Annotated in this window: 23 protein-coding genes; 10 read left to right on the top strand and 13 right to left on the bottom strand. The window is 61.1% G+C overall.

The window, feature by feature from the left end; all coding sequences use genetic code 11:
• Positions 1-13: 13 nt before the first annotated feature.
• Positions 14-850, top strand: a complete 837-nt coding sequence (locus AF71_RS19030) for an MBL fold metallo-hydrolase (RefSeq protein WP_169682606.1) — start codon at positions 14-16, stop codon at positions 848-850.
• 30 nt (positions 851-880) lie between these two features.
• On the opposite strand, the gene AF71_RS19025 is transcribed toward AF71_RS19030, so the two are convergent.
• On the bottom strand, positions 881-1,384 hold the full coding sequence (locus tag AF71_RS19025) for a pyridoxamine 5'-phosphate oxidase family protein (RefSeq protein ID WP_018858835.1): 504 nt from the start codon (positions 1,382-1,384) through the stop codon (positions 881-883).
• A gap of 174 nt (positions 1,385-1,558) precedes the next feature.
• On the opposite strand from AF71_RS19025, the gene AF71_RS19020 reads away from it, so the two are divergent.
• Entirely contained in the window at positions 1,559-2,305 is a 747-nt protein-coding gene (locus tag AF71_RS19020) for a YebC/PmpR family DNA-binding transcriptional regulator (protein WP_018858836.1), read from the top strand.
• A gap of 61 nt (positions 2,306-2,366) precedes the next feature.
• On the opposite strand, the gene AF71_RS19015 is transcribed toward AF71_RS19020, so the two are convergent.
• Both AF71_RS19015 and AF71_RS19010 read right to left on the bottom strand, forming a co-directional pair.
• Complete coding sequence (locus AF71_RS19015) at positions 2,367-3,188, bottom strand: anti-sigma factor (RefSeq protein WP_018858837.1); 822 nt, start codon at positions 3,186-3,188, stop codon at positions 2,367-2,369.
• Positions 3,185-3,940, bottom strand: coding sequence for a sigma-70 family RNA polymerase sigma factor (locus AF71_RS19010; protein WP_113472030.1), 756 nt, complete (start codon positions 3,938-3,940; stop codon positions 3,185-3,187). The genes AF71_RS19015 and AF71_RS19010 overlap by 4 nt, the downstream gene beginning before the upstream one ends.
• A 292-nt stretch (positions 3,941-4,232) precedes the next feature.
• On the opposite strand from AF71_RS19010, the gene AF71_RS19005 reads away from it, so the two are divergent.
• From AF71_RS19005 to AF71_RS18990, 4 genes are all read left to right on the top strand, one after another.
• Positions 4,233-5,207 (top strand): MBL fold metallo-hydrolase, encoded by a 975-nt coding sequence (locus tag AF71_RS19005; protein WP_018858839.1) that lies wholly within the window; start codon positions 4,233-4,235, stop codon positions 5,205-5,207.
• Between the two features lie 21 nt (positions 5,208-5,228).
• Complete coding sequence (locus tag AF71_RS19000) at positions 5,229-5,705, top strand: tetratricopeptide repeat protein (RefSeq protein ID WP_018858840.1); 477 nt, start codon at positions 5,229-5,231, stop codon at positions 5,703-5,705.
• Positions 5,706-5,941: 236 nt separating this feature from the next.
• On the top strand, positions 5,942-6,430 hold the full coding sequence (locus tag AF71_RS18995) for an invasion associated locus B family protein (protein WP_018858842.1): 489 nt from the start codon (positions 5,942-5,944) through the stop codon (positions 6,428-6,430).
• 56 nt (positions 6,431-6,486) lie between these two features.
• On the top strand, positions 6,487-6,792 hold the full coding sequence (locus AF71_RS18990; RefSeq protein ID WP_246733736.1) for an SH3 domain-containing protein: 306 nt from the start codon (positions 6,487-6,489) through the stop codon (positions 6,790-6,792).
• A 16-nt stretch (positions 6,793-6,808) separates the two neighbouring features.
• Here the strand turns inward: AF71_RS18990 and AF71_RS18985 are convergent, their stop codons facing one another.
• From AF71_RS18985 to AF71_RS18950, 8 genes are all read right to left on the bottom strand, one after another.
• The gene (locus tag AF71_RS18985) at positions 6,809-7,144 is read right to left on the bottom strand and encodes a cytochrome C oxidase subunit IV family protein (RefSeq protein WP_018858844.1); all 336 of its coding nucleotides are present in this window, start codon (positions 7,142-7,144) and stop codon (positions 6,809-6,811) included.
• Between the two features lie 10 nt (positions 7,145-7,154).
• Complete coding sequence (locus tag AF71_RS18980) at positions 7,155-7,880, bottom strand: heme-copper oxidase subunit III family protein (protein WP_018858845.1); 726 nt, start codon at positions 7,878-7,880, stop codon at positions 7,155-7,157.
• Between the two features lie 10 nt (positions 7,881-7,890).
• Positions 7,891-8,601, bottom strand: a complete 711-nt coding sequence (locus tag AF71_RS18975) for a cytochrome c oxidase subunit 3 (RefSeq protein ID WP_018858846.1) — start codon at positions 8,599-8,601, stop codon at positions 7,891-7,893.
• The gene (gene ctaD / locus AF71_RS18970) at positions 8,598-10,373 is read right to left on the bottom strand and encodes a cytochrome c oxidase subunit I (protein WP_018858847.1); all 1,776 of its coding nucleotides are present in this window, start codon (positions 10,371-10,373) and stop codon (positions 8,598-8,600) included. The genes AF71_RS18975 and ctaD overlap by 4 nt, the downstream gene beginning before the upstream one ends.
• Before the next feature lie 55 nt (positions 10,374-10,428).
• Positions 10,429-11,238, bottom strand: a complete 810-nt coding sequence (locus AF71_RS18965; RefSeq protein ID WP_169682603.1) for a cytochrome c oxidase subunit II — start codon at positions 11,236-11,238, stop codon at positions 10,429-10,431.
• Between the two features lie 145 nt (positions 11,239-11,383).
• Positions 11,384-11,770, bottom strand: a complete 387-nt coding sequence (locus tag AF71_RS18960; RefSeq protein WP_026372005.1) for a cytochrome c family protein — start codon at positions 11,768-11,770, stop codon at positions 11,384-11,386.
• A 192-nt stretch (positions 11,771-11,962) separates the two neighbouring features.
• Positions 11,963-12,964, bottom strand: coding sequence for an LLM class flavin-dependent oxidoreductase (locus AF71_RS18955; protein WP_169682656.1), 1,002 nt, complete (start codon positions 12,962-12,964; stop codon positions 11,963-11,965).
• Between the two features lie 120 nt (positions 12,965-13,084).
• Positions 13,085-15,400: a methyl-accepting chemotaxis protein gene (locus AF71_RS18950; RefSeq protein WP_169682601.1), complete on the bottom strand. Its 2,316-nt coding sequence runs from the start codon at positions 15,398-15,400 to the stop codon at positions 13,085-13,087.
• Positions 15,401-15,641: 241 nt separating this feature from the next.
• Here AF71_RS18950 and ruvC point away from each other — a divergent pair, with 241 nt between their 5' ends.
• The 4 genes from ruvC (at position 15,642) to AF71_RS18930 (ending at position 18,526) form a co-directional block, all read left to right on the top strand.
• Positions 15,642-16,154, top strand: coding sequence for a crossover junction endodeoxyribonuclease RuvC (gene ruvC / locus AF71_RS18945; RefSeq protein ID WP_018858852.1), 513 nt, complete (start codon positions 15,642-15,644; stop codon positions 16,152-16,154).
• A gap of 34 nt (positions 16,155-16,188) precedes the next feature.
• Positions 16,189-16,806 carry a Holliday junction branch migration protein RuvA gene (gene ruvA, locus AF71_RS18940; protein WP_018858853.1) on the top strand — a complete coding sequence of 206 codons (618 nt, stop codon included), beginning with the start codon at positions 16,189-16,191 and terminating at the stop codon, positions 16,804-16,806.
• Between the two features lie 79 nt (positions 16,807-16,885).
• The gene (ruvB, locus tag AF71_RS18935) at positions 16,886-17,926 is read left to right on the top strand and encodes a Holliday junction branch migration DNA helicase RuvB (protein WP_007527359.1); all 1,041 of its coding nucleotides are present in this window, start codon (positions 16,886-16,888) and stop codon (positions 17,924-17,926) included.
• A gap of 36 nt (positions 17,927-17,962) precedes the next feature.
• Positions 17,963-18,526, top strand: coding sequence for a DinB family protein (locus AF71_RS18930; protein WP_169682599.1), 564 nt, complete (start codon positions 17,963-17,965; stop codon positions 18,524-18,526).
• Between the two features lie 21 nt (positions 18,527-18,547).
• Here AF71_RS18930 and AF71_RS18925 read toward each other — a convergent pair whose 3' ends face one another.
• Positions 18,548-19,930: a virulence factor family protein gene (locus AF71_RS18925; RefSeq protein ID WP_169682597.1), complete on the bottom strand. Its 1,383-nt coding sequence runs from the start codon at positions 19,928-19,930 to the stop codon at positions 18,548-18,550.
• Positions 19,927-22,530 carry a bifunctional lysylphosphatidylglycerol flippase/synthetase MprF gene (gene mprF, locus AF71_RS18920; protein ID WP_018858856.1) on the bottom strand — a complete coding sequence of 868 codons (2,604 nt, stop codon included), beginning with the start codon at positions 22,528-22,530 and terminating at the stop codon, positions 19,927-19,929. The genes AF71_RS18925 and mprF overlap by 4 nt, the downstream gene beginning before the upstream one ends.
• Positions 22,531-22,720 lie beyond the last annotated feature (190 nt).

The raw sequence follows: 22,720 nt of genomic DNA, 5'->3' as shown, positions 1-22,720 counted from the left end.
TGGAGGAAGTGGCATGAAGCCGCGTTTTCTTGTTTTCGCAATCGCCTGCCTGATGGTCCTGGTTGCCGCGGAAGCCGCCGCCGCTCAGGAGGAACAGCGAAACGTCAGCCAGTGCCAGGCCATCGCCCAATCGATCCCGCAAGCGACCTTTGCCAGCTTCACAGGCCCGTCACCGATCATCGGTGCCGGCGCCACCGACCAATCGGTTGCGCTGACCTACATCGGGCACTCCACCTTCCTCATTGAAACGCCAGGCGGCGTAACGATCGCGACCGATTACAGCGGCTGGTACTCGCCGCCACAGGCGCCAATGGTCGTCACCATGAACCGCGCCCATTCCTCGCACTATACTCTGGTGACCGACCCGGCCATCAAATATGTACTGCATGGATGGAGCGACGTCCCGGGCGAAAAGGCCAAGATCAACCTCGTGGTCGGAGACACCTACATCCGCAACGTCACAACCGATATCAGGGGCGGCTTCGGCGCGCCGCAGGAAGATGGGAACTCGATCTTCATCTTCGAGGTTGCCGGTCTCTGCATCGGTCATCTCGGCCATCTGCATTACGAACTGACGGAGGCCCACTACACGGACATCGGCCGGCTGGATGTCGTGATGGTGCCGGTGGATGGTGGGCTGACGATGGGTTCCGACAGCATGAGCCGCGTCATCAAGCGCCTGCGCGCCTCGCTGATCCTGCCGATGCATCAGCCGCGCCCACTGCAAAGCTTCCTGTCGATGTTCGGACCCGATTTCGACATCAGCTACGCGCCGACGAACACGATCTCCGTCTCGCTGCGCGCCTTGCCGAAAAAGCCGCTGATCTATGTCGCGAAGGGCATGCAGTAAAAGACCCGGACTGCACCGGGCCTATTCTCCTCAGGCGAACTGCAAGTGCTGCCTGATGCCGACATCGGGCATCTTGTCATCGTCGAGGTTGGCCTTGGCGATCTCCCAGCCGAACTTCAGCTTATTGCCTGTCGAAACCCAGATCTCGGCGTCGTCGACATGCATGGCGAGCATCGTGAGCTTCGGATCCTTCTTGCCGTCGTCATACCAGGCGGCGACGAGCGAGTTCCAATACTCGTCTACCTTTGACTGGTCGGGCCGCACCTCGATCTTGCCGGCAAGGCAGGCATGGTAGTCGTGATCCTTGCCGACCACGCAGAAATGCGCCCGAGTCCCCGGCTTGATCGCACGTACGATCGCCGCATCGGATTTCGTATAGAACCAGATCGTGTTGGTCTTCGGATCGGCGTTCGGCGCCATCGGCTGCATGTGCATGTCGGCCCCGTCCACGCCGAGCATACCGGCATGAATGTCGTTCACCTGGTCCCAGAGCTGGCGTGCCGGGTGTTCTCGCGCCTCGTTGAAACTAGCCATAGCACTTCCTTCCATTTCGAGGGTCCGTGGGTGAAACGTCAACTTCCTGGGGTTTGTTCCGCCATTCCGGATACACGGGCGACCGGCGCGACAGAGCCGTTTTCCCTTGAATGCGGCCAATTTCGCTCTTATAAGGCGGCCCATTCCTAACAATACGACGTGAACAGGGGTGCCATGGCTGGCCATTCACAGTTTAAAAACATCATGCATCGCAAGGGCCGTCAGGATGCCGTGCGATCGAAAATGTTCTCCAAGCTCGCACGTGAAATCACGGTTGCGGCCAAGGCCGGTCTGCCCGACCCTGCGATGAACGCCCGCCTGCGTCTGGCAATCCAGAACGCCAAGGCGCAGTCCATGCCGAAGGATAACATCGACCGCGCCATCAAGAAGGCTGCTGGCGCCGACGCCGAGAACTACGATGAAGTCCGTTACGAAGGTTACGGCCCGGGCGGCACGGCGATCATCGTCGAAGCCCTGACCGACAACCGCAACCGCACTGCCTCCAACGTCCGCTCGATCTTTACGAAGGCCGGCGGCGCACTTGGCGAAACGGGCTCGGTATCCTTCTCCTTCGACCACGTTGGCGAGATCACCTACAAGCTGTCCGCTGGCGATGCCGACAAGATGATGGAAGCGGCGATCGAAGCCGGCGCCGACGACGTCGAGACCGACGGAGAAGGCCACTACATCACCTGCGCCTTTGAGTCTCTTGGCGAAGTCGCCAAGGCCCTCGAGACCTCGCTCGGCGAAGCCGAAACCGTCAAGGCCGTCTGGCGCGCCCAGAACAACGTGCCCGTCGACGAAGAACGTGCCCAGTCGCTGCTGAAGCTGATCGACAGCCTGGAAGACGATGACGATGTCCAGAACGTCTACTCGAATTTCGAAGTCGACGAAGAGGTTCTGGCCAAGCTTTCGGCCTGAGACCTGCAAGGAAGCATCATGTTATCGCGCCGGCCGGATTGTTCCCGCCGGCGCTTTCGTTTCAAGGACGCTCTTCCTCGGGCGCCAAGCCGGCCTGCGCTATAAAATTCTTGCGGAATGCGGCAAGATCTTCGGCGCTGGCATCGGTTATCGCCCAGAACACCAGTCCGCCGCTCGACCATCGACTAATATTGTATCCCTCGCGTTCCGCGCTGCCCGGTGCCGTCGACGTACCCGGCCATATAAAGAGATTAATCACGTGTCCGCGGAGCCGATAGATCAGAGCCGCGACGACCCGTCCGCCAACGTAGTCGACCCTGCCCCCGATCAGGGGAAACCCCTGGGCCGCGAGATCGACGACTGGCGGAGAGAAGTCGATCTTGCCGTTGAACCAGGGCTTGACGGTGTGTCGATCCGAGGTCTGCACATCAGCCAGGTGATCGGCAAGCAGCGAGCGGACATGGCTGGCGACGATCTGATCTTGGATATCTATCCCACGCGGCAGATTGACGAACAGGAAGAGACTTGCGGCCAGCGCAGCAAGCGACGGCACAAGGCTCCATTGCCGGATGAACGCGAAGATCCGCGGCCAGATGCCGTTTTCGGCCGCAGCCGCCTTCTCCGGATCCACGGAGGCGGCAGTCGCGAGGGACAGGCTACTTAGGACCCGAGAACGCACTTCTTCCGGCGCGCGCCATTTGACCCCGTTTCCACCGATGACCTTCCGCATGGCAGTCACCCTTGCCAGCGCGGCGCTGCAGGAGGCGCAACCGGCAAGATGCGCCTCGAATTGCGCCGAATGGACCGAATCGAGCTCACCGTCGACGAAACCGTGCAGCATGTCGCTCCATTCGGGACAGGCTCTATGGCTTTCATCGCTCATGGCGCCACCCCGCTCTTTTCCAGGGCCAGCCAGGCTTTGCCGAACTCCTCCCGTGCCCGCGCGAGCCTGGACATGACGGTGCCGATCGGCGCGTCGATGATTTCGGCGATCTGCCGATAGGACAGGCTCTCGAGTTCCCGCAGCACCAGCACCTCCCGCATCGGGTCGGAAAGATCGCCGATGACCCGCCGTACGCGCTCGGACTCGCTCTTGCGGATCACGGACGCTTCCGGCGTGTCGTCGTCGGACGCGATCTGGCAAGTCGCGATATCCGCTTCACCGGTCGAGACGTCCTCGGCCATCGGCACTTCGAAATGCGCCTTCCGGCGGCCGTCGAGTAGCCAGGCGCGGTAGCAATTTCTGACGATCGAAAACATCCAGGCGCGCGGATCGCCGCCGCGATAGCCTTCGAAGCTCCGATAGGCGCGCAGGAAGGCTTCCTGGACGATATCTCCAGCAGCATCGGGATCGCGACTGAGGAAGCGGGCGAAATTGTAGGCGTCGTCCAGCTGCGGAAGGATGGCCTTCTGGAAGCGTTGCATCGTTTCGGCCGATGCGGCAGGCGTCCTCATCGTGGCCGCTTGCGGGTCGAGCAGCGGCCGCGTCATCGCCAACGACATGCCGATCATGGCGGAGAGGGCTTTCAGAAGGCGAGCCGCCATCCGCCCGGTACCGGCAATCGCCCGATCGGCACCTAATGGCGTGCGCTGGCATTCGAATGAAAGGAAATCCGCGATCTCAGCCTCTGTCATCGTCTTCCCCGGGTTCGGCCGACCGCATCGGATCGCCCTTATGCCTTCCGCAAGATAGATCGCCCTGACCGTCATTTTATTCCGTCCCGGCGCGATTTTTTTTCGAGGAAAGGCGTTCACGGGAAGGGTTCTGGATGCCGTCGCGAAAAATCTCTCATCGGTTTCATCGGCTTAGGAAGATTGCCCGGCATGCCGGGAATAACTGCCGGCCGGCCTCGATCTTGTCTGGCAGCGGCGGCACCCATTGTCGGGTTGCCGCTGCATCATAGCACCCGACAAGAGGAGACTTGCGATGTTCACCATGACACGCCGTACCGTTCTCGGCACCGCCGCCGCAGGCGCCGCCTTCGGCCTTGCCTCGAAACTGGAATTCGTTTCACCCGTCTTTGCCGAAACGCCCGACGAGCCGAGCGTCGGCTTCTACAGATATAGGGTCGGATCGGTCGAGGTCACCGCCATCTATGACGGTATCTGGCGAAAGCCGCACGACCCAGGCTTCATCAAGAACGCCTCAATCGAAGACACCAAGGAGGCGCTTGCCAAGGCCGGCCTGCCGACCGGTTTCATGCCGATCCCCCTCACCGTCGTCGTCCTCAAGATGGGCGACCGGCTGATCATGATGGATGCCGGATCGGGCGTCGGCCAGTGGCAGGCGAATGCGACACACCTACCCGCCAACATGGCGGCGGCGGGCATCGACTACAGGAAGATCAACACGGTCATGCTCTCACATTTCCATCCGGACCACGTCTGGGGCCTGATGGACAAGGGCACCAATGCGGCCGTCTTTCCCGATGCCGAACTGATCGTCAACGCAGCCGAGTATAGCTGGTGGACGGAGTCTGGCCGAGTCGAAAAGCTTGCGGAAAGCCGTAAGGCCGCCGGCCAGCGCATCGCCAATGTTTTCCCGAAATGGCAGAACTGGAAACTCGTCGAGGACGGCGCCGAGGTAGCGCCCGGCATCCGCATGATATCAGCGCCGGGACATACGCCCGGCCACTCCGTCTATCTCGTCGACGGCGGAAACGAACAGCTGATGGTGTCGGCCGACATCATGTACGTGCCGGCCTTGCTCGCCCCGCATCCGGAATGGCAGGGCGCATACGACCAGGACGGGCCGATGGCGATCGAGACGCGCCGCAAGCTGATCGACCGCGTCATCGCAGACAAGATCGCGATCTGCGGCTCGCATTTTCCGTTCCCGGGCTCCGGCACCTTCGTCAAGGACGGCAACGTCTACGGCTTCACCCCCAAGATCCAGGCATGAGAAACTGAAGGAGAAACGATCATGAAGAGACATGTTCTGGCAGGCACGATCGCCTTGATCGCGGCAACCGCTGCCCTTCCCGCGATCCAAGCCGTTCCGGCCTTCGCCATCGACAATATCGAATCCACCAACGCGCCAGATTTGACGTCGGTGCGCGCCAAGATCGCTGCCGGGGATTATCAGGGGGCGCGGGACGAGCTTCGCGGCCTTGCCGAGGATACGCAGCAGGCAGACGTCTACAATCTGCTTGGCTTTACCCTGCGCAAGACCGGAGACTACCGGACCTCGCTGACCTATTACACCAAGGCGCTGGAGCTCGAGCCCGACCACAAGGCCGCCCGCGAATATCTGGGCGAACTCTACGTCGAGACCGGCGACATGGCCAAGGCGAACGACCAGCTCGCACGACTGACGACGCTTTGCCCGAACGGCTGCGAGGAGCGTGACGATCTTGCCAAGGCGATCGCTCAGAAGACGGTGCGGCAGACAGGCAACTGACATCCGGAACATCAGGCGAAGAGGAGCCTTAGGCCTGCGGGCCGGCCATGGAAGACATGACCGGCCTTTCGTTTTGGCCGTCCATTCACATCAGGCGATCGATCGGTCACACGTTCGTTACCCCCAGCCCGCCATTAAGGTCTCGGTAACCCTCGCCGACTTGAATGCGCCGCGTTCGCTCCAGCCGGTCTTTTCCAAGACCAGCGTCTCTCACACTTTCGGCGGGGAAAATGCCCATGAAAAGAATAGCTCTCGTACTCTCCTTCACTCTTGCCGGTGCAATTGCCGCCCATGCGCAGCCGACAATGGTCAAGCAGTTCGAGGACTGGGGCGTCTATTCCTACAGCAAGGGCGGCGAGAGGGTGTGCTATTTGCTGACAGTGCCGACAAGCAAGCAACCGGCAAGCGTCGATCATGGCAGCAATTACTTCGTGATCGGTCGGGCGCCGGGCGCCGGATATGAGCCGCAAGCGATCATGGGCTACGAACTGAAGCCCGGCTCCCGGGCCAAGATCGCAATCGGCGACAAGACGTTTACGATGTTCACCAGGGGCAAGTCCGCCTGGGTGCTTGAAGAATCGCGCGAGCATGACGTCATCAGCGCCATGCGCTCCGGTAGCGACATGACGGTCGAAGCGGTCTCCCAGCGCGGCACGGCGACCACCTATACTTATTCGCTGAACGGGGTGACCGCTGCCCTGAAGCGCATGGCATCCTGCAACTAGGCCATGGCACGCCGTCGATACCGTGCAGCACACCGGCTGGGCTGGCTGCCGGCTGCTTGCTCGGCATCGTGCTCTCCAGCCAAATGACATCCGCCGATGGCATCTCCGGCTGCATGCATCGCGCGCTGCTATCCAGCCACCGTACTGCGCTGATCGGCCCCTGGATGGCCTCGCCGGTGCCGATCCGCGCTACACCGCGCGCCTCGGCGAATGCCGTTGCAAAGCTCGCGGCGCGCGTCCGGGTCGCCGTCCGCTCATGTGATGGTACATGGTGCAATGTCGAGGTGACCGGCCATGACGTCGGCGGGTTCGTTCGCCAGTCCGCCCTATCGGGCGTCTATCCGAACGAGAAGATCATGTAGCCCTGCAACGGCCGACTCAGGGACCGGCCCCGCCGAGGAAGGCAAGCCGGGTGAAGATCGTGTAGTGCGACTCCGACGCCATCATCGCCACGAAGACGAGGACGAGCAGCGGCGGCAGCAATATCGCGTAGACGAGCGCCAGCCGTTCCCAGGCCATGTGCATGAAAATGGCAACGATCAGTCCGGCCTTTAGCATCATGAACACGATGATGAGCGTCCAGCGGGGATAGCCCTGGATACCGAGATAATCGACGAGATAGGAGAAGGTGCTGAGGACGAACAGCAATCCCCAGACGACGAGGTAGAGCCTGATCGGATGCTGTTGGCCGGAGTGTGCTTGTGCCTGTGCCATGGATGCGACCTCACCACAAATAGAAGAAGGCAAAGATGAAGACCCAGACGAGGTCGACGAAGTGCCAGTACAGGCCCATGATCTCGACGTTCTCATAGCTGCCCCTGCGGCTTGTGAAGAAGCCGCGCTGGCCCGTATCGAAGTCCCCGCGCCATACCTTGCGCGCGGTAACCAGCAGGAAGATTACGCCGAAGGTCACGTGCGTCCCGTGAAAACCGGTGATCATGAAGAAGGATGATCCGAACTGTGCCGCGCCCCACGGGTTTTCCCAGGGGCGCACGCCTTCGGTGATGAGCTTCGTCCATTCGAAAGCCTGCATTCCGACAAAGGTCGCGCCGAGCGCGGCGGTCAGAAGCAGCAAAGCGGCCGTTTTCCCGCGCTCGCGGCGATAACCGAAATTGACAGCCATGGCCATCGTGCCACTGCTGCTGATCAGGATGAAGGTCATGATCGCGATGAGGATCAGCGGGACCTCCTGGCCGCCGATATTGAGCGCGAAGACCTCGCTCGGATTAGGCCACGGAACCGGCGTCGACATCCGCGCGGTCATATAGGCCAGCAGGAAGCAGCCGAAGATAAAAGTATCGCTGAGGAGAAAGATCCACATCATGGCCTTGCCCCAGGAGACGTTCTTGAACGCCCGCTGGTCCGAGGCAAAGTCGGCCGCCACGCCGCGCAGGCCGGCGGGCGGCCCCATGGCGACGTCGTCGGTTTGCATTCGGGTCAGTTCGGCCATCTTCCACCCCTTAAGAAACGAGTTGGCGGCAGAGATCGACGAAGTCGTTTGCCCAGCCGGTAAAAAGCGCGAAGAGAAGCAGCCACACGACGAGCATGAAGTGCCAGTAGGTGGCGCAGAGCTCGACACCGAGGCGCAGCCTGGCGGAAGCGGCGGTGCCGCCTGCGAGCAAGCGCAATCTGGTTCGCGCAAGCACTGCCAGCCCACCGAGGATATGCAGGCCATGCAATCCCGTCAGCATGTAGAAGAAACTGTTTGCCGGGTTATCGGCAAGGACATATCCGGCCGCGACCAGCTGCAGCCAGGCGACGACCTGCCCGGCAAGAAAGAGCACTGCGGTCGCCAGCGCTATATCAAGCGCAAGCCGCAGGCCGTCACCGGCGCCCCGGCGCGCTTCAACCACCGCCCATTGCAGAGCCGCGCAGCTGGCGATCAAGACAGCGCTATTCGCCCAAAGAAGCCGAGGAACGGGCATTGCCCACCAATCCGCACCGCTCATTCGCGAAAGATAAGCACTGGCCAACAGGGAAAAGAGCGCGCCGACCACCGCGAGGAAAATGCCGAGGCCGATCTTGGCGGTCGGGATCGGCGGCTTCGCCGGTCCCGCGATATCATCAAGCGTGCCGACCTCCATCCATGGCTTCGACATCATCCTCTGCCCGGACAGCCACCAGATGACGATTGCGGCTATTCCCGCGAGAAAGACAAGAACCACACTCATGTGTGCGCCCTCGACACTCCGGCCATAGGCGGCTGGTTCTGGGGTATGAAGTCTTCGGGAGCGCCGGGTACACTGTAGTCGTAGGCCCAGCGATAGACGATCGGAAGCTCCTTGCCCCAGTTGCCATGGGCGGGCGGCGTCTGAGGAGTCTGCCACTCGAGCGTCGTCGCTCGCCACGGATTGCCACCGGCCTCGCGACCGCGGAACAGACTCCAAATGATATTGAACAGGAACACCATCTGCGCCGCCCCGACGACAAGCGCCGCGACCGAAATGAACATGTTCAGGTCATGCACCGAAGGCGGAATGAAAACCGTGTCGCCAAGCTCGAAATAGCGCCTCGGCACGCCCACCAGGCCTACATAATGCATGGGGAAGAAGATCGCATAGGCGCCGATGAAGGTAACCCAGAAATGGATCCGACCGAGAACCTCGTCGAGCATCCGCCCGGTAATCTTCGGATACCAGTGATAGATTGCGCCGAAGACCACCATGATGGGCGCGACGCCCATCACCATGTGGAAATGCGCTACCACGAACATCGTATCGGACAGTGGCACGTCCACCACGACGTTGCCGAGGAACAGTCCGGTCAGCCCGCCATTGACGAAGGTCACGATGAAACCGATGGCAAACAGCATCGGCAGCGTCAGGTGGATATCACCCCGCCACAGCGTCAGCACCCAATTGTAGACCTTGATCGCGGTCGGCACGGCGATGATCAACGTTGTCGTGGCGAAGAAGAACCCGAAATTCGGGTTCATGCCGCTGACATACATGTGATGCGCCCATACGATGAAGCTCAGCGCCCCGATAATCACGATCGCCCAGACCATCATGCGGTAGCCGAAGATGTTCTTGCGCGCATGCGTGCTGATAAGATCGGAGACGATGCCGAATGCCGGAAGCGCGACGATGTAGACTTCCGGATGCCCAAAGAACCAGAAGAGGTGCTGGAACAGGATCGGGCTACCGCCATCGGATTTCAGCTGCTCTCCCATTTCGACAATCGCAGGCATGAAGAAGCTGGTGCCGAGCAGCCGGTCAAACAGCATCATGACGGCGGCGACGAAGAGCGCCGGGAAAGCCAGCAACGCCATGACGGTTGCTGTGAAAATGCCCCATACTGTCAATGGCATCCGCATCAGCGTCATGCCGCGCGCCCGCCCTTGCAGCACGGTGACGACATAGTTCAAGCCACCCATCGTGAAGCCGATGATGAAGATGATGAGGGACGAGAGCATCAGGATGATACCCCAGTCGCGCCCGCCTGGCGTACCTGACGTCAGTGCCTGCGGCGGGTAAAGCGTCCAGCCGGCCCCCGTCGGTCCGCCAGGGGCGAAGAAGCCCGCAACAAGCACGATCACGGCCAGCAGATAAAGCCAGTAGCTCAGCATGTTCGCATAGGGGAACACCATATCGCGGGCGCCGACCATCAACGGAATCAGGTAATTGCCGAAGCCGCCGAGGAAAAGCGCGGTCAGGAGATAGATCACCATGATCATCCCGTGCATGGTGATGAACTGGTAATAATGATCCGCATCGATGAAGGAAAAATAGCCGGGAAAACCGAGCTGTAGGCGGATCAGCCACGACAGCACCAGCGCCACCAGACCGATCGAAAAGGCCGTCACCGAATACTGAATGGCAATGACCTTGGCATCCTGACTGAAGACGTATTTCGTCCACCAGCTCCTCGGATGATAGAGCTCAACATCCGCCACCTCGGCGGGTGGGATAACATCGCCGGCACTGGTTGGAATATCAACCATCGCATGCCTTCCTTCCTCCTCCCGTTACGGCCGCTCCCCCGGCCGCAACGCCGGCCTACTTGGCCGGTTCAACCGCTGCCATCAGCTGCGAAAACGTCTGCTGCTGCGCGAGCCACGCCTGGTAGGCGTCCGGCTCGTCGACGACGACAGTCCCTCGCATCTGCGGATGTCCGACGCCACAAAGCTCCGCGCACAGCACTTCGAAGGTGCCCGTCCGCGTCGGCGTGAACCAAAAATAGGTGACCGAACCGGGGATCATGTCCATCTTCGCCCGGAACTCGGGAACGTAGAAATCATGCAGCACATCGATCGAGCGCAGGTGTACGCGGACCGACTTGCCGATCGGCAAGTGCAGTTCGGCGCCTGAGATGATGATGTCGTCGAGGCCAGCCGGATCGTTCGTGATCACGCCGAGCGGATTGTCGGCGGTCACCGCTCGATTGTCTGCCCTGCCGAGCTTGCCATCGGCGCCCGGCAACCGGAAATTCCACAGCCACTGCTGCCCTACGACTTCGATTTCGCCAGCATCCGGCGGCACCGTCACGAACTGGTTCCAGACGACGAGACCAGGCGCCAGCATCGCTGCCACACCAAGGGCCGTGCTGCCGGCAAGCCACCATTCCAGACGCTTGTTCTCGGGCTCGTAGGCGGCCCGATTGCCCGGCCGATGGCGGAAACGAAAGATGCAGTAGGCCATGAAGGAGATCACCGCGACGAAGACGATGCCGGTGATCCAGAATGTAATGATGATGGTATTGTCGATGTAGTTCCAGTTCGAAGCGATCGGAGTCCACCACCACGGGCTGAGCAGGTGGAAAACCACCGACCCGATGACGATCAGACCGAGAACCAGCACGACAACCATGCGTTCCTCCCAATGCCCGGCCGGCTGTGGAAATTACCCGCAATCCGCTGGCACTTGCGTTAGGACTATCTCATAAACAAAACATCACGGCAATGGCGCGAAATGACGCCAACGAGCCGTCTGCCTCTACATCAATAAGCTGATTTCATTTCGAGAATTGCTTGAGATAAGCTAGCAGATTGGTGATATCGCCGTCGTCCTTCAGCCCGACGAACACCATCTTCGTACCCTTAACCTTCAACTTTGGGTCGTGAAGATAATCGCGCAGAGTCGCTTCGTCCCAGACCAACCCGGCTGTGCCCGCCGCCTTCATCGCCGCTGAATAGGCAAAATCCGGATGCGTCCCGGCTGTTCGGCCGAACAGGTGGTTCAGCGACGGCCCGACCTTGTTCTTGTCGGTGTCGGCAATATGACAGACCGCGCACTTCTTAAAGACCGTTTCCCCGGCCGCCACGTCGCCCTCTTGGGCGATTGCAGACGAGGCGGAAAGACAGATCAGTGAAATCAAAGCAGCAAGACCGTGGTAACGCATAGCAATCCTCATCCTCCAAAGGTTGCTCGAAACCGGCCGCGCGCGCGATTTGCGGCGTGCGCCGTCCATCACACTTGCGTCGCCACAACGCTGTGCAAACGACATGTGTGATCAAGCAAAGCTATGGTCCGGCTGCGTTAAGTCAATTCGCACAAATGGCTGTAGGCCACGAAGCGCCCGCGATGCGCGGCATTAGGCCGCAGCGCGAAGGAAGTTTCCAAGCCCGGCGAAAAGCTCGACCGATTTCAATCTCGCCTCGATATCGTGGATCGGCATGGAGATGATCACTTCATCCGCCTGCGTCTCGGCAAGGAATTCGGTGAGCTTTGCCTCCGCGGTCTTCGGCGACCCGACGACGGCATAGCGCAGCGTGTGCTCGACCGTCAGCTTCTCCATCGGGGACCAGAAGCTCCCCATATCGGCGACCGGCCGCGGAAACTGGCCACGCACATTGCGGCGCAGATTGACGAACTGCTGCTGGGCCGAGGTGAAATGGTATTGCGCCTCCTCATCCGTTGCGGCAACGGACCCCATGACACCAACCATGACATAGGGCTTGTCGAGCATGGCGGAAGGTGTGAAGCGGCTGCGATAGATGTCAATGGCATCAAGCAGCGAGTCCGGCGCAAAATGCGAGGCGAAGGCATAAGGCAGCCCCAACATCGCGGCGAGCTGCGCGCTGTAGAGGCTGGAACCCAGAAGCCAGATCGGAACGTTGGAATTCATGCCGGGAACCGCAAGGATCGCCTGGTTCTCGATCGGCGTGCCCAGCAACTGCTGCAATTCGACCACGTCGTTCGGAAAGCTCTGGGCGCCCGCATCGAGATTGCGCCGCAGGGCCCGGGCGGTCCGCATGTCGGTGCCGGGCGCACGCCCCAGGCCGAGATCGACGCGGCCCGGAAACAGCGCTTCCAGCGTTCCGAATTGCTCTGCAATGACAAGCGGCGAGTGGTTCGGCAGCATGATGCCGCCCGAGCCGATGCGGATCCGCTTGGTTGCCGCGCCGACGTGGCCGATCACGACCGCCGTCGCCGCGCTGGCAATACCCGGCATGCCGTGATGTTCCGCAAGCCAGAAGCGGTTGTACCCGAACCCTTCGGCCTTCTGCGCCATGCGCGCCGAACTCTCGAGCGACTGGCGGATCGTCCCGCCTTCTGGAACAGGAGAGAGATCGAGAATGGAGAAGGGAACCATGACGAAGCCTGTCGGTAATTGGAAGGACAGGTCTATGTAGGTGGCCGCTCGGCCCATTCCAAACGAGCGGGAAAGAAAAAGGGCCGGTCTCCCGGCCCTCGTTCATCTGCCGATCACGGTTCAAGCCCGACGTCGCAGCAGGTGTACCTCGGCGCCCTGGTGATGTTCCGCCTGCGCCAGCGTGAAATTCGCCAGCTGCCGGTCCATTTCGACCGCTTCGGTCGCGAGCCGATGGATCGCAGCCGTCGTTTCCTCGACCATGGCGGCATTCTGCTGCGTCATCGCATCAAGCTCTGAGACCGCGGAGTTGATTTGACGCAGGGTGTCGGCTTCCTCGCGCGTCGTTTCCATGATCTCGCTGATCTGGCCGTTGATTGCCTCCACATGGCTGCCGATCCCCGTCAGCGCGTCGCCGGCACGCTCAACGAGCGACACGCCCATCTCCACTTCATGCGTGGACTTCTGCAAGAGGCTCGATATTTCCTTTGCGGCACTCGATGAACGCTGTGCCAGTTCGCGCACTTCCATGGCGACCACGGCGAAGCCCTTACCGGACTCGCCTGCCCGTGCAGCCTCGACGCCGGCATTGAGCGCCAGCAGGTTGGTCTGGAAGGCGATCGCATCGATAACGGCGATGATCGAATTGATCTGGCGCGACGACGCCTGGATCGCCTCCATCGCGGCAATTGTCTCGCGCATGATCTGGCTGGAGCCGGTCGTCTCCCGCTTGGCGTCGCGGGCGATGCGTTCGGCCTGCTCCGCACGCTCGATCTGAACGCGGACCGACTGGGTGATCGCATCGATCGCATTCGCGGTCTCGGTGATAGAGGCGGCCTGCCGCTCGGTCCGACCGGCAAGCTCATCGGCACCGGTGCGCATTTCCTCGGAACCCGAACGCACGGCCATGGAGTTGCCGCCGATCGCCGTCATCGTTTCGCTGAGGGTAGCCAGCGCCTCGTTGAAGTTGACCCGGAGGCCTTCGAGTTCGTTCGGGAAGCGGGTCTCGATCTGATGGGCAAGATCGCCGTTGGCAAGGTGATGCAGGCCCTCGTCGATCGCCTGGACGACTTCCTGCAGGGTCCGTGCTTCCGCCTCGCGCTCAGCCATGTGCTGCTGGCGATCCCGCTCCGCGCGAGCCCGCGTTTCGTTGCTGGCAGCTTCCAGGTCGCGGCTCTCGACAAGCGACTGCTTGAACCGCGCCAATGCCTTGGCCATCGTGCCGATTTCGTCGCCGCGGTTCTGGCTGCCGATCTCGACTTCGAGGTTGCCGTCGGCGACGTCACGCGTGACGTCCGCGAGCCGGGCAAGCGGCGAGAACAGCAGCTTGGTGATGGCCCAGGTTGCCACGGCCATGATGATCAGAACACCAAACGCAATCATCGTCAGGAGCGTGGCGATCTCCAGCGAGCCAGCATTGAGTTCGCTGATGCGGACGCTTTCCACGACGAGGAAGCGGGAGCCCTGATAATCGATGCCGCGAACATAGGCTCGTGCCGAGCCATCGGCGCGATCGAAGTCGTCGACCGTCATGCCCTTGGCCGACAGCGCGTCCTTCGCGAAGGTGAAAGGCGTGGTATCGAGCGTTGCCAGCTGGCCGGACGAGTTTACGCCGATCGCCGATCCGTCATCCGAGATGATAGCGGCTTGCGCCGTGCTACCGGACACGATGCCCTTGGCGAGAATGCTGGTGATGATGTTGTCGCGGACCTTGAAGAGCATCACGCCCTTCGCCGCGCCGAGCTTGACGATCGGCACGGCATAGAAGATTGCCGACTTGCCGTTCGCCGCGTCGACGCGAAGACCGGAAAAGCCGGTGGGGGCGGAATCGTCAGTCGCCTTTGCGGTGTTGGCGATCGCCTTGGCGAAGGCAAGGCCGGCGCCGGTCGCCTTCCATGCATCGGTCTTCAGGTTCTCCGCGAAATCGTCGTTCTTCTTGTAGGAGTAGAGGACGTTGCCATCGAGATCGGCGATCAGCAGGTCGCTGAAGGCGGTATTCTCCAGGTCGCGGGCCACTTCACCCTGCGTCGTTTCATGGTTGGCGTAGTAGAAGCCGCTTGGTGCCTGCGGCTTCACCAGTTTTTCGCGCTGGTCGGCCGGGTTCGGATTGTTGGTGATGAACACCTTCTTCAATTCGGCGCGCGCATCACCCGACGTCTTCTCGATTGTCTTCCAACCGCTCTTCAGGCTTGTAATCGACATCTGCAACGCTTCGATGCGCGCAATCGAGTTCGCCTGGTTTTCCAACTGCTCAAGCTGATCCTGCAGCATGTCGCCGCGGAAGATCAGGACGCTCTCCTTCGCCTTGAGTGCCTGCTCACCGGAAATGCGGCTGCTGGCGAAGTAAGCAAGCACGTTGATGACCGCAATCGACAGTGCGGTCAGCAGTATAAATGTCGCGATGACCTTGAAGGACAGGGATTTAAATCTCTGAACCATGAACGATGAACCCTTCCGGAACGGCTCATACCGGCAGAGCGTGGAACATCCTGCCGGCTGACCTGAAAACAGAAAACGGGAACCTTGCCTTCCTGAGAAGGGAGTTCCTCTGACATTTTGTGGATCAAAAGTCGGCTATGGAGCTTAAATTGCCGTAAACAGCGTGTGGCAAAAACAAGGAATGTTTTTGTTTTGTTCACATATCGATGGCAGTTATTTGGCGAGTGCAATAGGGTGAAGCATGCAAAATACGATTCGCATCATCGGCGTTGATCCGGGCCTGCGCCGCACGGGCTGGGGAATTATCGACACGCTCGGCAATTCCTTGCGCTTCGTCGCGTCCGGTACGGTCACCTCGGACGGCGACCTGGACCTGGCCTCGCGCCTTTGCCAGCTGCACGATGGCCTGGCGGAAGTCGTGCACAGCTATCAGCCTGATGAGGCTGCCGTCGAACAAACCTTCGTCAACAAGGACGCCGTTGCAACGCTGAAACTCGGGCAGGCACGCGGCATTGCCATGCTGGTCCCTGCCCGCGCCGGTTTGCCCGTCGCCGAATATGCGCCAAACGCTGTCAAGAAGGCGGTCATCGGTGTCGGCCACGGCGAGAAGCAGCAGATCCACATGATGCTGAAAATCCTGATGCCCAAGGTCGAATTCAAGGGCAACGACGCGGCTGATGCGCTGGCCATCGCCATCTGCCACGCTCATAACCGCGGCAGCAGCCGCATGCGGCAGGCGGCGCTTGCCGGCTAATCTTCACTGAAAACCCACCGAACGGACCATTTGCATGATCGGCAAGCTCAAAGGCACCATCGATGAAATCGGCGATGACTACGTCCTCGTCGATGTCCACGGCGTCTGCTACGTCGCCTTCTGCTCGGCGCGCACGCTCTCCCGCCTCGGCTCGGTGGGCGAGGCCTGTGTGCTTTTCATCGAGACCTATGTTCGCGAAGACCAGCTGAAGCTCTTCGGCTTCATGACCGCGCTCGAGAGAGAGTGGTTCATCCTCCTGCAGAGCGTACAGGGCGTTGGTGCAAAGGTGGCTCTCGCCGTCCTTTCGACCCTGCCTCCAAGCGAACTGGCGAACGCCATCGCGCTGCAGGATCGCACGGCAGTCGCCCGCGCTCAGGGCGTTGGTCCCAAGGTTGCCGTGCGCATCGTCACCGAACTGAAGAACAAGGCGCCGGCCTTCGCCGGAGAAGCGTCGGCCACCATCGGCCTCAAGCAGGAGCTCGGTGAAGGTGTTGCCGCTGCCCCTGTCGCCGACGCGGTATCCGCGCTGACGAACCTCGGCTATTCCCGCGACCAGGCTGCCAATGCCGTTGCCGCCGCAATGAAGACCGCCGGTGAAGGCGCCGACAGCGCCAAGCTCATCCGCCTTGGGTTGAAGGAACTGGCTCGCTGATCCAATTGCCCGAGCGGGTGCCAAAAGCGTTCGGCTTGGTGTATTGGTCACGAGCGTTTGAAGATTGGGAAATGCCAGCATGAGTGAAGCCGCGCGCCTGATATCGGCCGAGAAACGAGGCGAAGACCTGGATGTGACGCTGCGGCCGCAGTCGCTGGACGAGTTCACCGGCCAGGCGGAAGCGCGCGCAAACCTGAAGGTGTTCATCGAGGCGGCGAAGAACCGTGGTGAGGCGCTGGATCACGTCCTTTTCGTTGGCCCGCCCGGCCTCGGCAAGACGACGCTCGCGCAGATCATGGCGAAGGAACTCGGCGTCAATTTCCGCTCGACGTCCGGTCCGGTTATTGCCAAGGCGGGCGATCTCGCCGCTCTACTGACCAATCTCGAAGAGCGCGACGTGCTCTTCATCGACGAAATTCACCGGCTCAACCCGGCCGTCGAGGAAATCCTCTACCCCGCGATGGAGGATTTCCAGCTCGACCTCATCATCGGCGAAGGACCAGCCGCGCGCTCTGTCAAGATCGACCTGTCGAAATTCACCCTCGTTGCAGCAACGACCCGCCTTGGCCTTTTGACCACGCCGCTTCGCGACCGTTTCGGCATTCCCGTCCGCCTGAGCTTCTATACCGTCGAGGAATTGGAGCTGATCGTTCGACGCGGCGCACGCCTGATGAACCTGCCCATGACCGACGAGGGTGCACGGGAAATCGCCCGGCGCGCTCGTGGAACGCCGCGTATTGCCGGTCGCCTGCTGCGGCGCGTGCGCGATTTCGCGGAAGTGGCGAAGGCTGAAGCCGTCACCCGCGAGATTGCCGATGAGGCGCTGACCCGGCTGCTCGTCGACAACATGGGCCTCGACCAGCTCGACAAGCGCTACCTCAACATGATCGCGGTCAATTTCGGCGGCGGCCCCGTCGGCATCGAAACCATCGCCGCAGGGCTTTCCGAACCACGCGACGCGATCGAGGACATCATCGAGCCCTACATGATTCAGCAGGGTTTCATTCAGCGCACCCCACGCGGCCGCGTCCTGACCGCGACGGCCTGGAAGCACCTCGGCATGCAGCCCCCAAAGGATCTGGAAGCGGCACAGTTTCGCTTGTTCCAGGAGGACGACTGACGCTTGCGGGTTGCCCGTCAAGAAACGGAGTTACCGATGCCGACTTTCGACCCATGCAGGACCACACGGAAGCTTGCCTATAACAATGCGCTTGCGAACCATCGCCTGCATGAAGCCTGCAGCAGGTTGAAGCCGGGAGAGTTCGAGGCGGCACGCGTAAGCTTCTTTCCGTCGATCAAGGCGACGCTCAACCATATTCTGACGGTCGACTGGTTTTACGTTGATGCGCTCGAAGGCGGCATGCTTGGGCCTACCGCCTGGGATGTCGAGGAGCCTTTCGACGACATCGCGGCGCTTGCCGCAGAGCAAACCAAAGTCGATCGTCGGCTGGTCGCGCTTTGCGAGCCGGCAACGCCGGAAAAGCTGGCGTCGACGACCGAGATCCATCGTTCGGGGCGCATTCAGCGCGAGCGGATGGAAGACGTTTTGAACCACCTGTTCCAACACCAGACGCATCATCGCGGCCAGGTTCATGCGATGTTGGCAGGAACGAGCGTACATCCACCGCAGCTCGATGAATTCATCGTTGCCGATGATGGTCGCTTCCGGAGCGGCGATATCGCCGCTCTCGGCTGGAGTGAAGAGCAGTTGATGCGCTAGCCTGGGGCGGCGCGACGCAGCCTAGTCCTGAAGCCGCGCCTTCAGCCCATCGATGATCGTCTTGCTCAAGAGCTCATAGTTCTCATCGAAGTGGTGATCGCCGGCAAGGGCAATCACATCGGCACCGCTGTCCTTGAGATCAGGGCAGGCCACCTCGTCGTCATCTTCCTTTCCGTAGATGCACTGGACGATCTTGGGGTCGACCTTCTTCAGGTCATCAACCGGATCGCCGCCCGCACCTTCCGTCTTCTGGCCGAGCCAGCCCATGACGGAGATCTGGTAATCGACCTCATGCGACAGGGACAGGAGCGACATCTGCGCGACGGTTGCCTTGGCGGCCGGCTTCAGGCGCGTAAACGCGGCAGGCACGACATCGGCGCCGAAGGAATAGCCGATCAGCAGAACGTGCTTCACCTTCCACTGCTTGCGATAAAGCTCGATAATCTTGCCGAGATCATCCGCCGTCTGCTGCGGCTGGCGCTCCGACCAGAAGTAATGCAGCGAGTCGATGCCGACGACCGGCACACCCTGCTTCTGCAGCGCCGCACCAACCTCCTTGTCGATATCGCGCCACCCGCCATCACCGGAGTAGATGACCGCCATCGTGTCGAAAGCCGGCTTGGCATCGAGAATGGTGAGCGGGAGGCCGAGCGGATTGTCTGCACTGCCGGAGGCGTCGATCAGGTCCGAGAGCGTGTCGGCAAGCGTCGTCTGGGCATCGTCCCCGGAATCGCGGATATCGATGTCCGAGTGCTGCTTCTTGAGTTCTTCGACATGCGCACGGCCCTCCTTTTCTGCTGCCGCCGTAAACGAGGCGATGATCGGGTCCGGCAGCGATGTTTCGCTGAGCCCATAGATCATGCGGTCGCCGACCGTTTGCTTCTTCGCCGGCGTGCACAGTTCCTTGGTAAGCGGAATCCCGGCAACTGGATCGATCGCCAGCGTCTGGCCGATCGTCGCATCCGGGGTCTGCGCCGCGATCGCCAGCGCCAGCGCACCGCCCTCGCCGACGCCGGCAACGATCGGCAGATGGTATGCACTGTTGCCCGCCGCGCGCTGTACCTGCTGGCTCAGCGATTCAAGATCGGACACCATGTAGATGCAGCCGTCATTCTGGCTGACGTCGTAGTTTCTGAGCGCCTCCATATAGGCCACGAAATCGATGCCAATGACGACGGCTCCCTGCTCGACGAGACGGTTTGCCTCTGCCTTCTCATTATCGCCCCAGCCGGCGCCATCCGAGATCAGCACAACGGCGCCTTTCACGTCGCCTTCGGGCAGGAAAATATGCGGCGAAGGAATGAGCCCGGTCTCGAAGCTCTGTGTCGTCTCGGTCGCCGCCATTGCCGCCGGAACGGACAGCGACAGGGCGCAGACGGCTGCAAGAAGGTGTCTTTTCATCATTTCCTCACTACCCCTCTCAATCCGCCGCCGATCAGGAATGTTGCGTCCATCAGAGCGATCATCGGATTGCCTCCACCCGAAACCGCAAGATACCGCGGATGCCAGTGCGGATGGAACTTTGATTTGAAGGCCCTGAGGCCCTTGAAGTTATAAAACCGCTCGCCGTGTTCGAAGACGGTGCTGCCGACGCGGTCCCAGACCGGCGCCATCTCGCGCTTCGACATGCCCGAAAGCGGCGCCATGCCGAGATTGAAATGCGCAAACCCCTGGTCGCGCAGATATTCCATGATCTGGACAAAGAGGAAGTCCATCGACCCTTTCGGCGCATCCGGGGAGAACCGCATCAGGTCGATGGTCCCCTCGTCCTTCGCGGCGGTGATCAGGATGTTGGCGAAGGCCACGATCCTGCCTTCCCGCTTCAGGATGCCGACGGGTTGGGCAACGATATAGTCTGGATCGAACGCACCGAGCGAGAAACCCTTCTCCTTGGCATTGTGATCCTCGAGCCACGCATTCGAAACCGAGCCAAGCTCATCCATTGCGGCGGGAACGTCTTCCGGCGCGATAACCTCGAATTCAAGGCCGTCGCGTTGCGCGCGGCTCGCGGTTTGCCGCAGGTTTGCCCACTTGCCGCCCTTCATCTCGAAGGTTTTCAAATCGGCAACGGCAAGCTCGCCGAGCTTGAAGGCACGCAGCCCTGCATCGGCACAATGCGAAAGAAGCGCCGGAGAGATCTGGTAAAAGACTGCGCGGCAGCCGGCGGCGCGTGCGGACTCCACGAAACGCCAGACCAGCTCTGGAATGGCGCTGCGCTCCCCGATCGGATCGAAAAGAGCGATCCAGGAGCGCCCCTGCCTTCCATACATGATGAAAGCGTCGCCTTTCTCCGAGAACATGATGCTCTTGTCGCCCATGCGCACCAGATTGGCGTCGGCAAAGCGCTGCTTCTCGACGATACCGACCGCCCGCTGCAACGCGTCGGTGGAAGCAGGTTCCGGCTTGACCGTCGCCGGACGGAGCAGACTGAAGATCGCAATCGCCGAGGAAATGATCGTAAGGCCGAGCACGGCGCGCAGACCGCGCGGGGCCTCGCCGGCAAATTCGAACTGCCACCAGAGCTCGTTGCTGTATTCGACGTCACGATAGACGAAGAGCAGGATCACGATCGCACCGACGCAGATCACGGCGATCGCCGTCAGCCATGAGGCCGTCAGCGTCTGGTTGAGAAGGGACGCATGTCTGCGAAACAGCCGGCGGCTGACGAACAGGCCGAAGATCAGGAAACCGAGGAAACAGGCCTCGACCAGTGCAATCGCCTTCAGCAGCGACAAGGTCAACGCCGCCGCGGCCGACAGGATCGACACCCACCAGGCACCGTCGAGCTTCTGGCCGAGACCGCGTGCCGCAACGACCAGTGTCAGCCCGAGCAGGCTGGAGAGGAAATGCGCCCCCTCGACGAGCGGCAACGGCAGGTAGTTCGCAAGAAACTCGAGATTCTGGTCCGGCGTCGGCGTCACGCTCGAAAAGATCAACATGACGCCGAGGAGGAGCGATAGGGTCGAGAGCAACTGCGGCATCAGCCGGATGCCGATCCGTCGGATGCCTGACGCAACCGGGTGATCGGCAAACCGGCGAAGCTCGGTTGCCGAGACGGCCAGCACAGCGATCAGCAACGGCAGAACGTGATAGATCAGGCGGTAGAGAACCAACGAACCAAGCACTGCGTCGATGTTCACTGCGCTGCCAAGCGAAGCGATGATAACGGTCTCGAACACACCGAGGCCGGCCGGTACATGGCTCAACACTCCAAGCCCAACCGCAATGGCATAGACAGCCAGGAATACCGGCCAGCTGATCGCGGCCTGTGGCAGCAAGACATAAAGGACGGTCGCCGAGGCGGCGATGTCGAAGGCGGTCACCAGGAACTGCCGCGACCATGTGCGCGAGTCCGGCAATCGGACCGAGACGGGACCGAGGTGGACTGCGCGCCCCTCGCGTCCCAGGAACATGATGACGCCGAGGCCGGCAATGACCATACCGGCCATCAGCCGCAGGGTCAGGCTGCCGACATTGATCAGAGGCGCGATTTCATCGGCGATGATCAGGAGCGAGATAGCGGCAACGCCCGCAAGCCCGAGGCCGAACGACAGCGTCACGAATGCGATGACCCGGCCAATCTCCTCAGGCGTCAGGCCGAGGCGCGAATAGGCGCGATAGCGGATTGCACCGCCGCTCAGCGCCCCGAAGCCCGCCGTATTGCCGACCGCATAGGCGCTGAAGGCGGTCAGCGCCACCTGCGGAAATGGCAGCTTGCGGCCAACATATTCAATGGCATTGACGTCATAGAAAACGAGGGCAAGAAAGCTCATGCCGGTGAACAGGAGGGCCAGAAAAATCGAGCTGACCTTGGTATCGGCCAGCGCCTGAACGACGTCGTCATATCGCACTTCGTTCGTCAGTTGCACGATTGCGAAGCCGACGAGACAGAACAGCGCGAGCGTCGCCAGTGCTGTCAGGTGCGCACGGTAGCGCCTGAAGAATCCACGTACCGAAGATTCGTCGGCGTCTTCGATTTCTTCTAACTTGCCGTGTCCCGACATCTCGTACCGCCGCAATATTCCAGTTTGGTGGGAATCATGTCCGAAACACGTAACATGCGCGGCACGCAAGCTCTATGAGTGCGCAGCCTGCCCGACCCTGAACCGCCGATCTCGCCTGCTTCATCTCCAATTGGGGCAAATTTGGCGCAGGGCGCGCCGGCGCACATTGCAATTTCGTAACGTTGACAGG

The organism is Rhizobium sp. 57MFTsu3.2 (genome assembly GCF_012932765.1).
Classification (GTDB): Bacteria; Pseudomonadota; Alphaproteobacteria; order Rhizobiales; family Rhizobiaceae; genus Rhizobium; species Rhizobium altiplani.
Note: the sequence above shows the minus strand (reverse complement) of the source record. Positions and strands in the feature narration are given on the sequence as shown.

Bases quoted from the DNA above. Each gene is read 5' to 3' on its own strand.
- AF71_RS19030 (WP_169682606.1), top strand. From the start codon at position 14: ATGAAGCCGCGTTTTCTTGTTTTCGCAATCGCCTGCCTGATGGTCCTG.
- AF71_RS19025 (WP_018858835.1), bottom strand. From the start codon at position 1,384: ATGGCTAGTTTCAACGAGGCGCGAGAACACCCGGCACGCCAGCTCTGG.
- AF71_RS19020 (WP_018858836.1), top strand. From the start codon at position 1,559: ATGGCTGGCCATTCACAGTTTAAAAACATCATGCATCGCAAGGGCCGT.
- AF71_RS19015 (WP_018858837.1), bottom strand. From the start codon at position 3,188: ATGAGCGATGAAAGCCATAGAGCCTGTCCCGAATGGAGCGACATGCTG.
- AF71_RS19010 (WP_113472030.1), bottom strand. From the start codon at position 3,940: ATGACAGAGGCTGAGATCGCGGATTTCCTTTCATTCGAATGCCAGCGC.
- AF71_RS19005 (WP_018858839.1), top strand. From the start codon at position 4,233: ATGTTCACCATGACACGCCGTACCGTTCTCGGCACCGCCGCCGCAGGC.
- AF71_RS19000 (WP_018858840.1), top strand. From the start codon at position 5,229: ATGAAGAGACATGTTCTGGCAGGCACGATCGCCTTGATCGCGGCAACC.
- AF71_RS18995 (WP_018858842.1), top strand. From the start codon at position 5,942: ATGAAAAGAATAGCTCTCGTACTCTCCTTCACTCTTGCCGGTGCAATT.
- AF71_RS18985 (WP_018858844.1), bottom strand. From the start codon at position 7,144: ATGGCACAGGCACAAGCACACTCCGGCCAACAGCATCCGATCAGGCTC.
- AF71_RS18980 (WP_018858845.1), bottom strand. From the start codon at position 7,880: ATGGCCGAACTGACCCGAATGCAAACCGACGACGTCGCCATGGGGCCG.
- AF71_RS18975 (WP_018858846.1), bottom strand. From the start codon at position 8,601: ATGAGTGTGGTTCTTGTCTTTCTCGCGGGAATAGCCGCAATCGTCATC.
- ctaD (WP_018858847.1), bottom strand. From the start codon at position 10,373: ATGGTTGATATTCCAACCAGTGCCGGCGATGTTATCCCACCCGCCGAG.
- AF71_RS18965 (WP_169682603.1), bottom strand. From the start codon at position 11,238: ATGGTTGTCGTGCTGGTTCTCGGTCTGATCGTCATCGGGTCGGTGGTT.
- AF71_RS18960 (WP_026372005.1), bottom strand. From the start codon at position 11,770: ATGCGTTACCACGGTCTTGCTGCTTTGATTTCACTGATCTGTCTTTCC.
- AF71_RS18955 (WP_169682656.1), bottom strand. From the start codon at position 12,964: ATGGTTCCCTTCTCCATTCTCGATCTCTCTCCTGTTCCAGAAGGCGGG.
- AF71_RS18950 (WP_169682601.1), bottom strand. From the start codon at position 15,400: ATGGTTCAGAGATTTAAATCCCTGTCCTTCAAGGTCATCGCGACATTT.
- ruvC (WP_018858852.1), top strand. From the start codon at position 15,642: ATGCAAAATACGATTCGCATCATCGGCGTTGATCCGGGCCTGCGCCGC.
- ruvA (WP_018858853.1), top strand. From the start codon at position 16,189: ATGATCGGCAAGCTCAAAGGCACCATCGATGAAATCGGCGATGACTAC.
- ruvB (WP_007527359.1), top strand. From the start codon at position 16,886: ATGAGTGAAGCCGCGCGCCTGATATCGGCCGAGAAACGAGGCGAAGAC.
- AF71_RS18930 (WP_169682599.1), top strand. From the start codon at position 17,963: ATGCCGACTTTCGACCCATGCAGGACCACACGGAAGCTTGCCTATAAC.
- AF71_RS18925 (WP_169682597.1), bottom strand. From the start codon at position 19,930: ATGATGAAAAGACACCTTCTTGCAGCCGTCTGCGCCCTGTCGCTGTCC.
- mprF (WP_018858856.1), bottom strand. From the start codon at position 22,530: ATGTCGGGACACGGCAAGTTAGAAGAAATCGAAGACGCCGACGAATCT.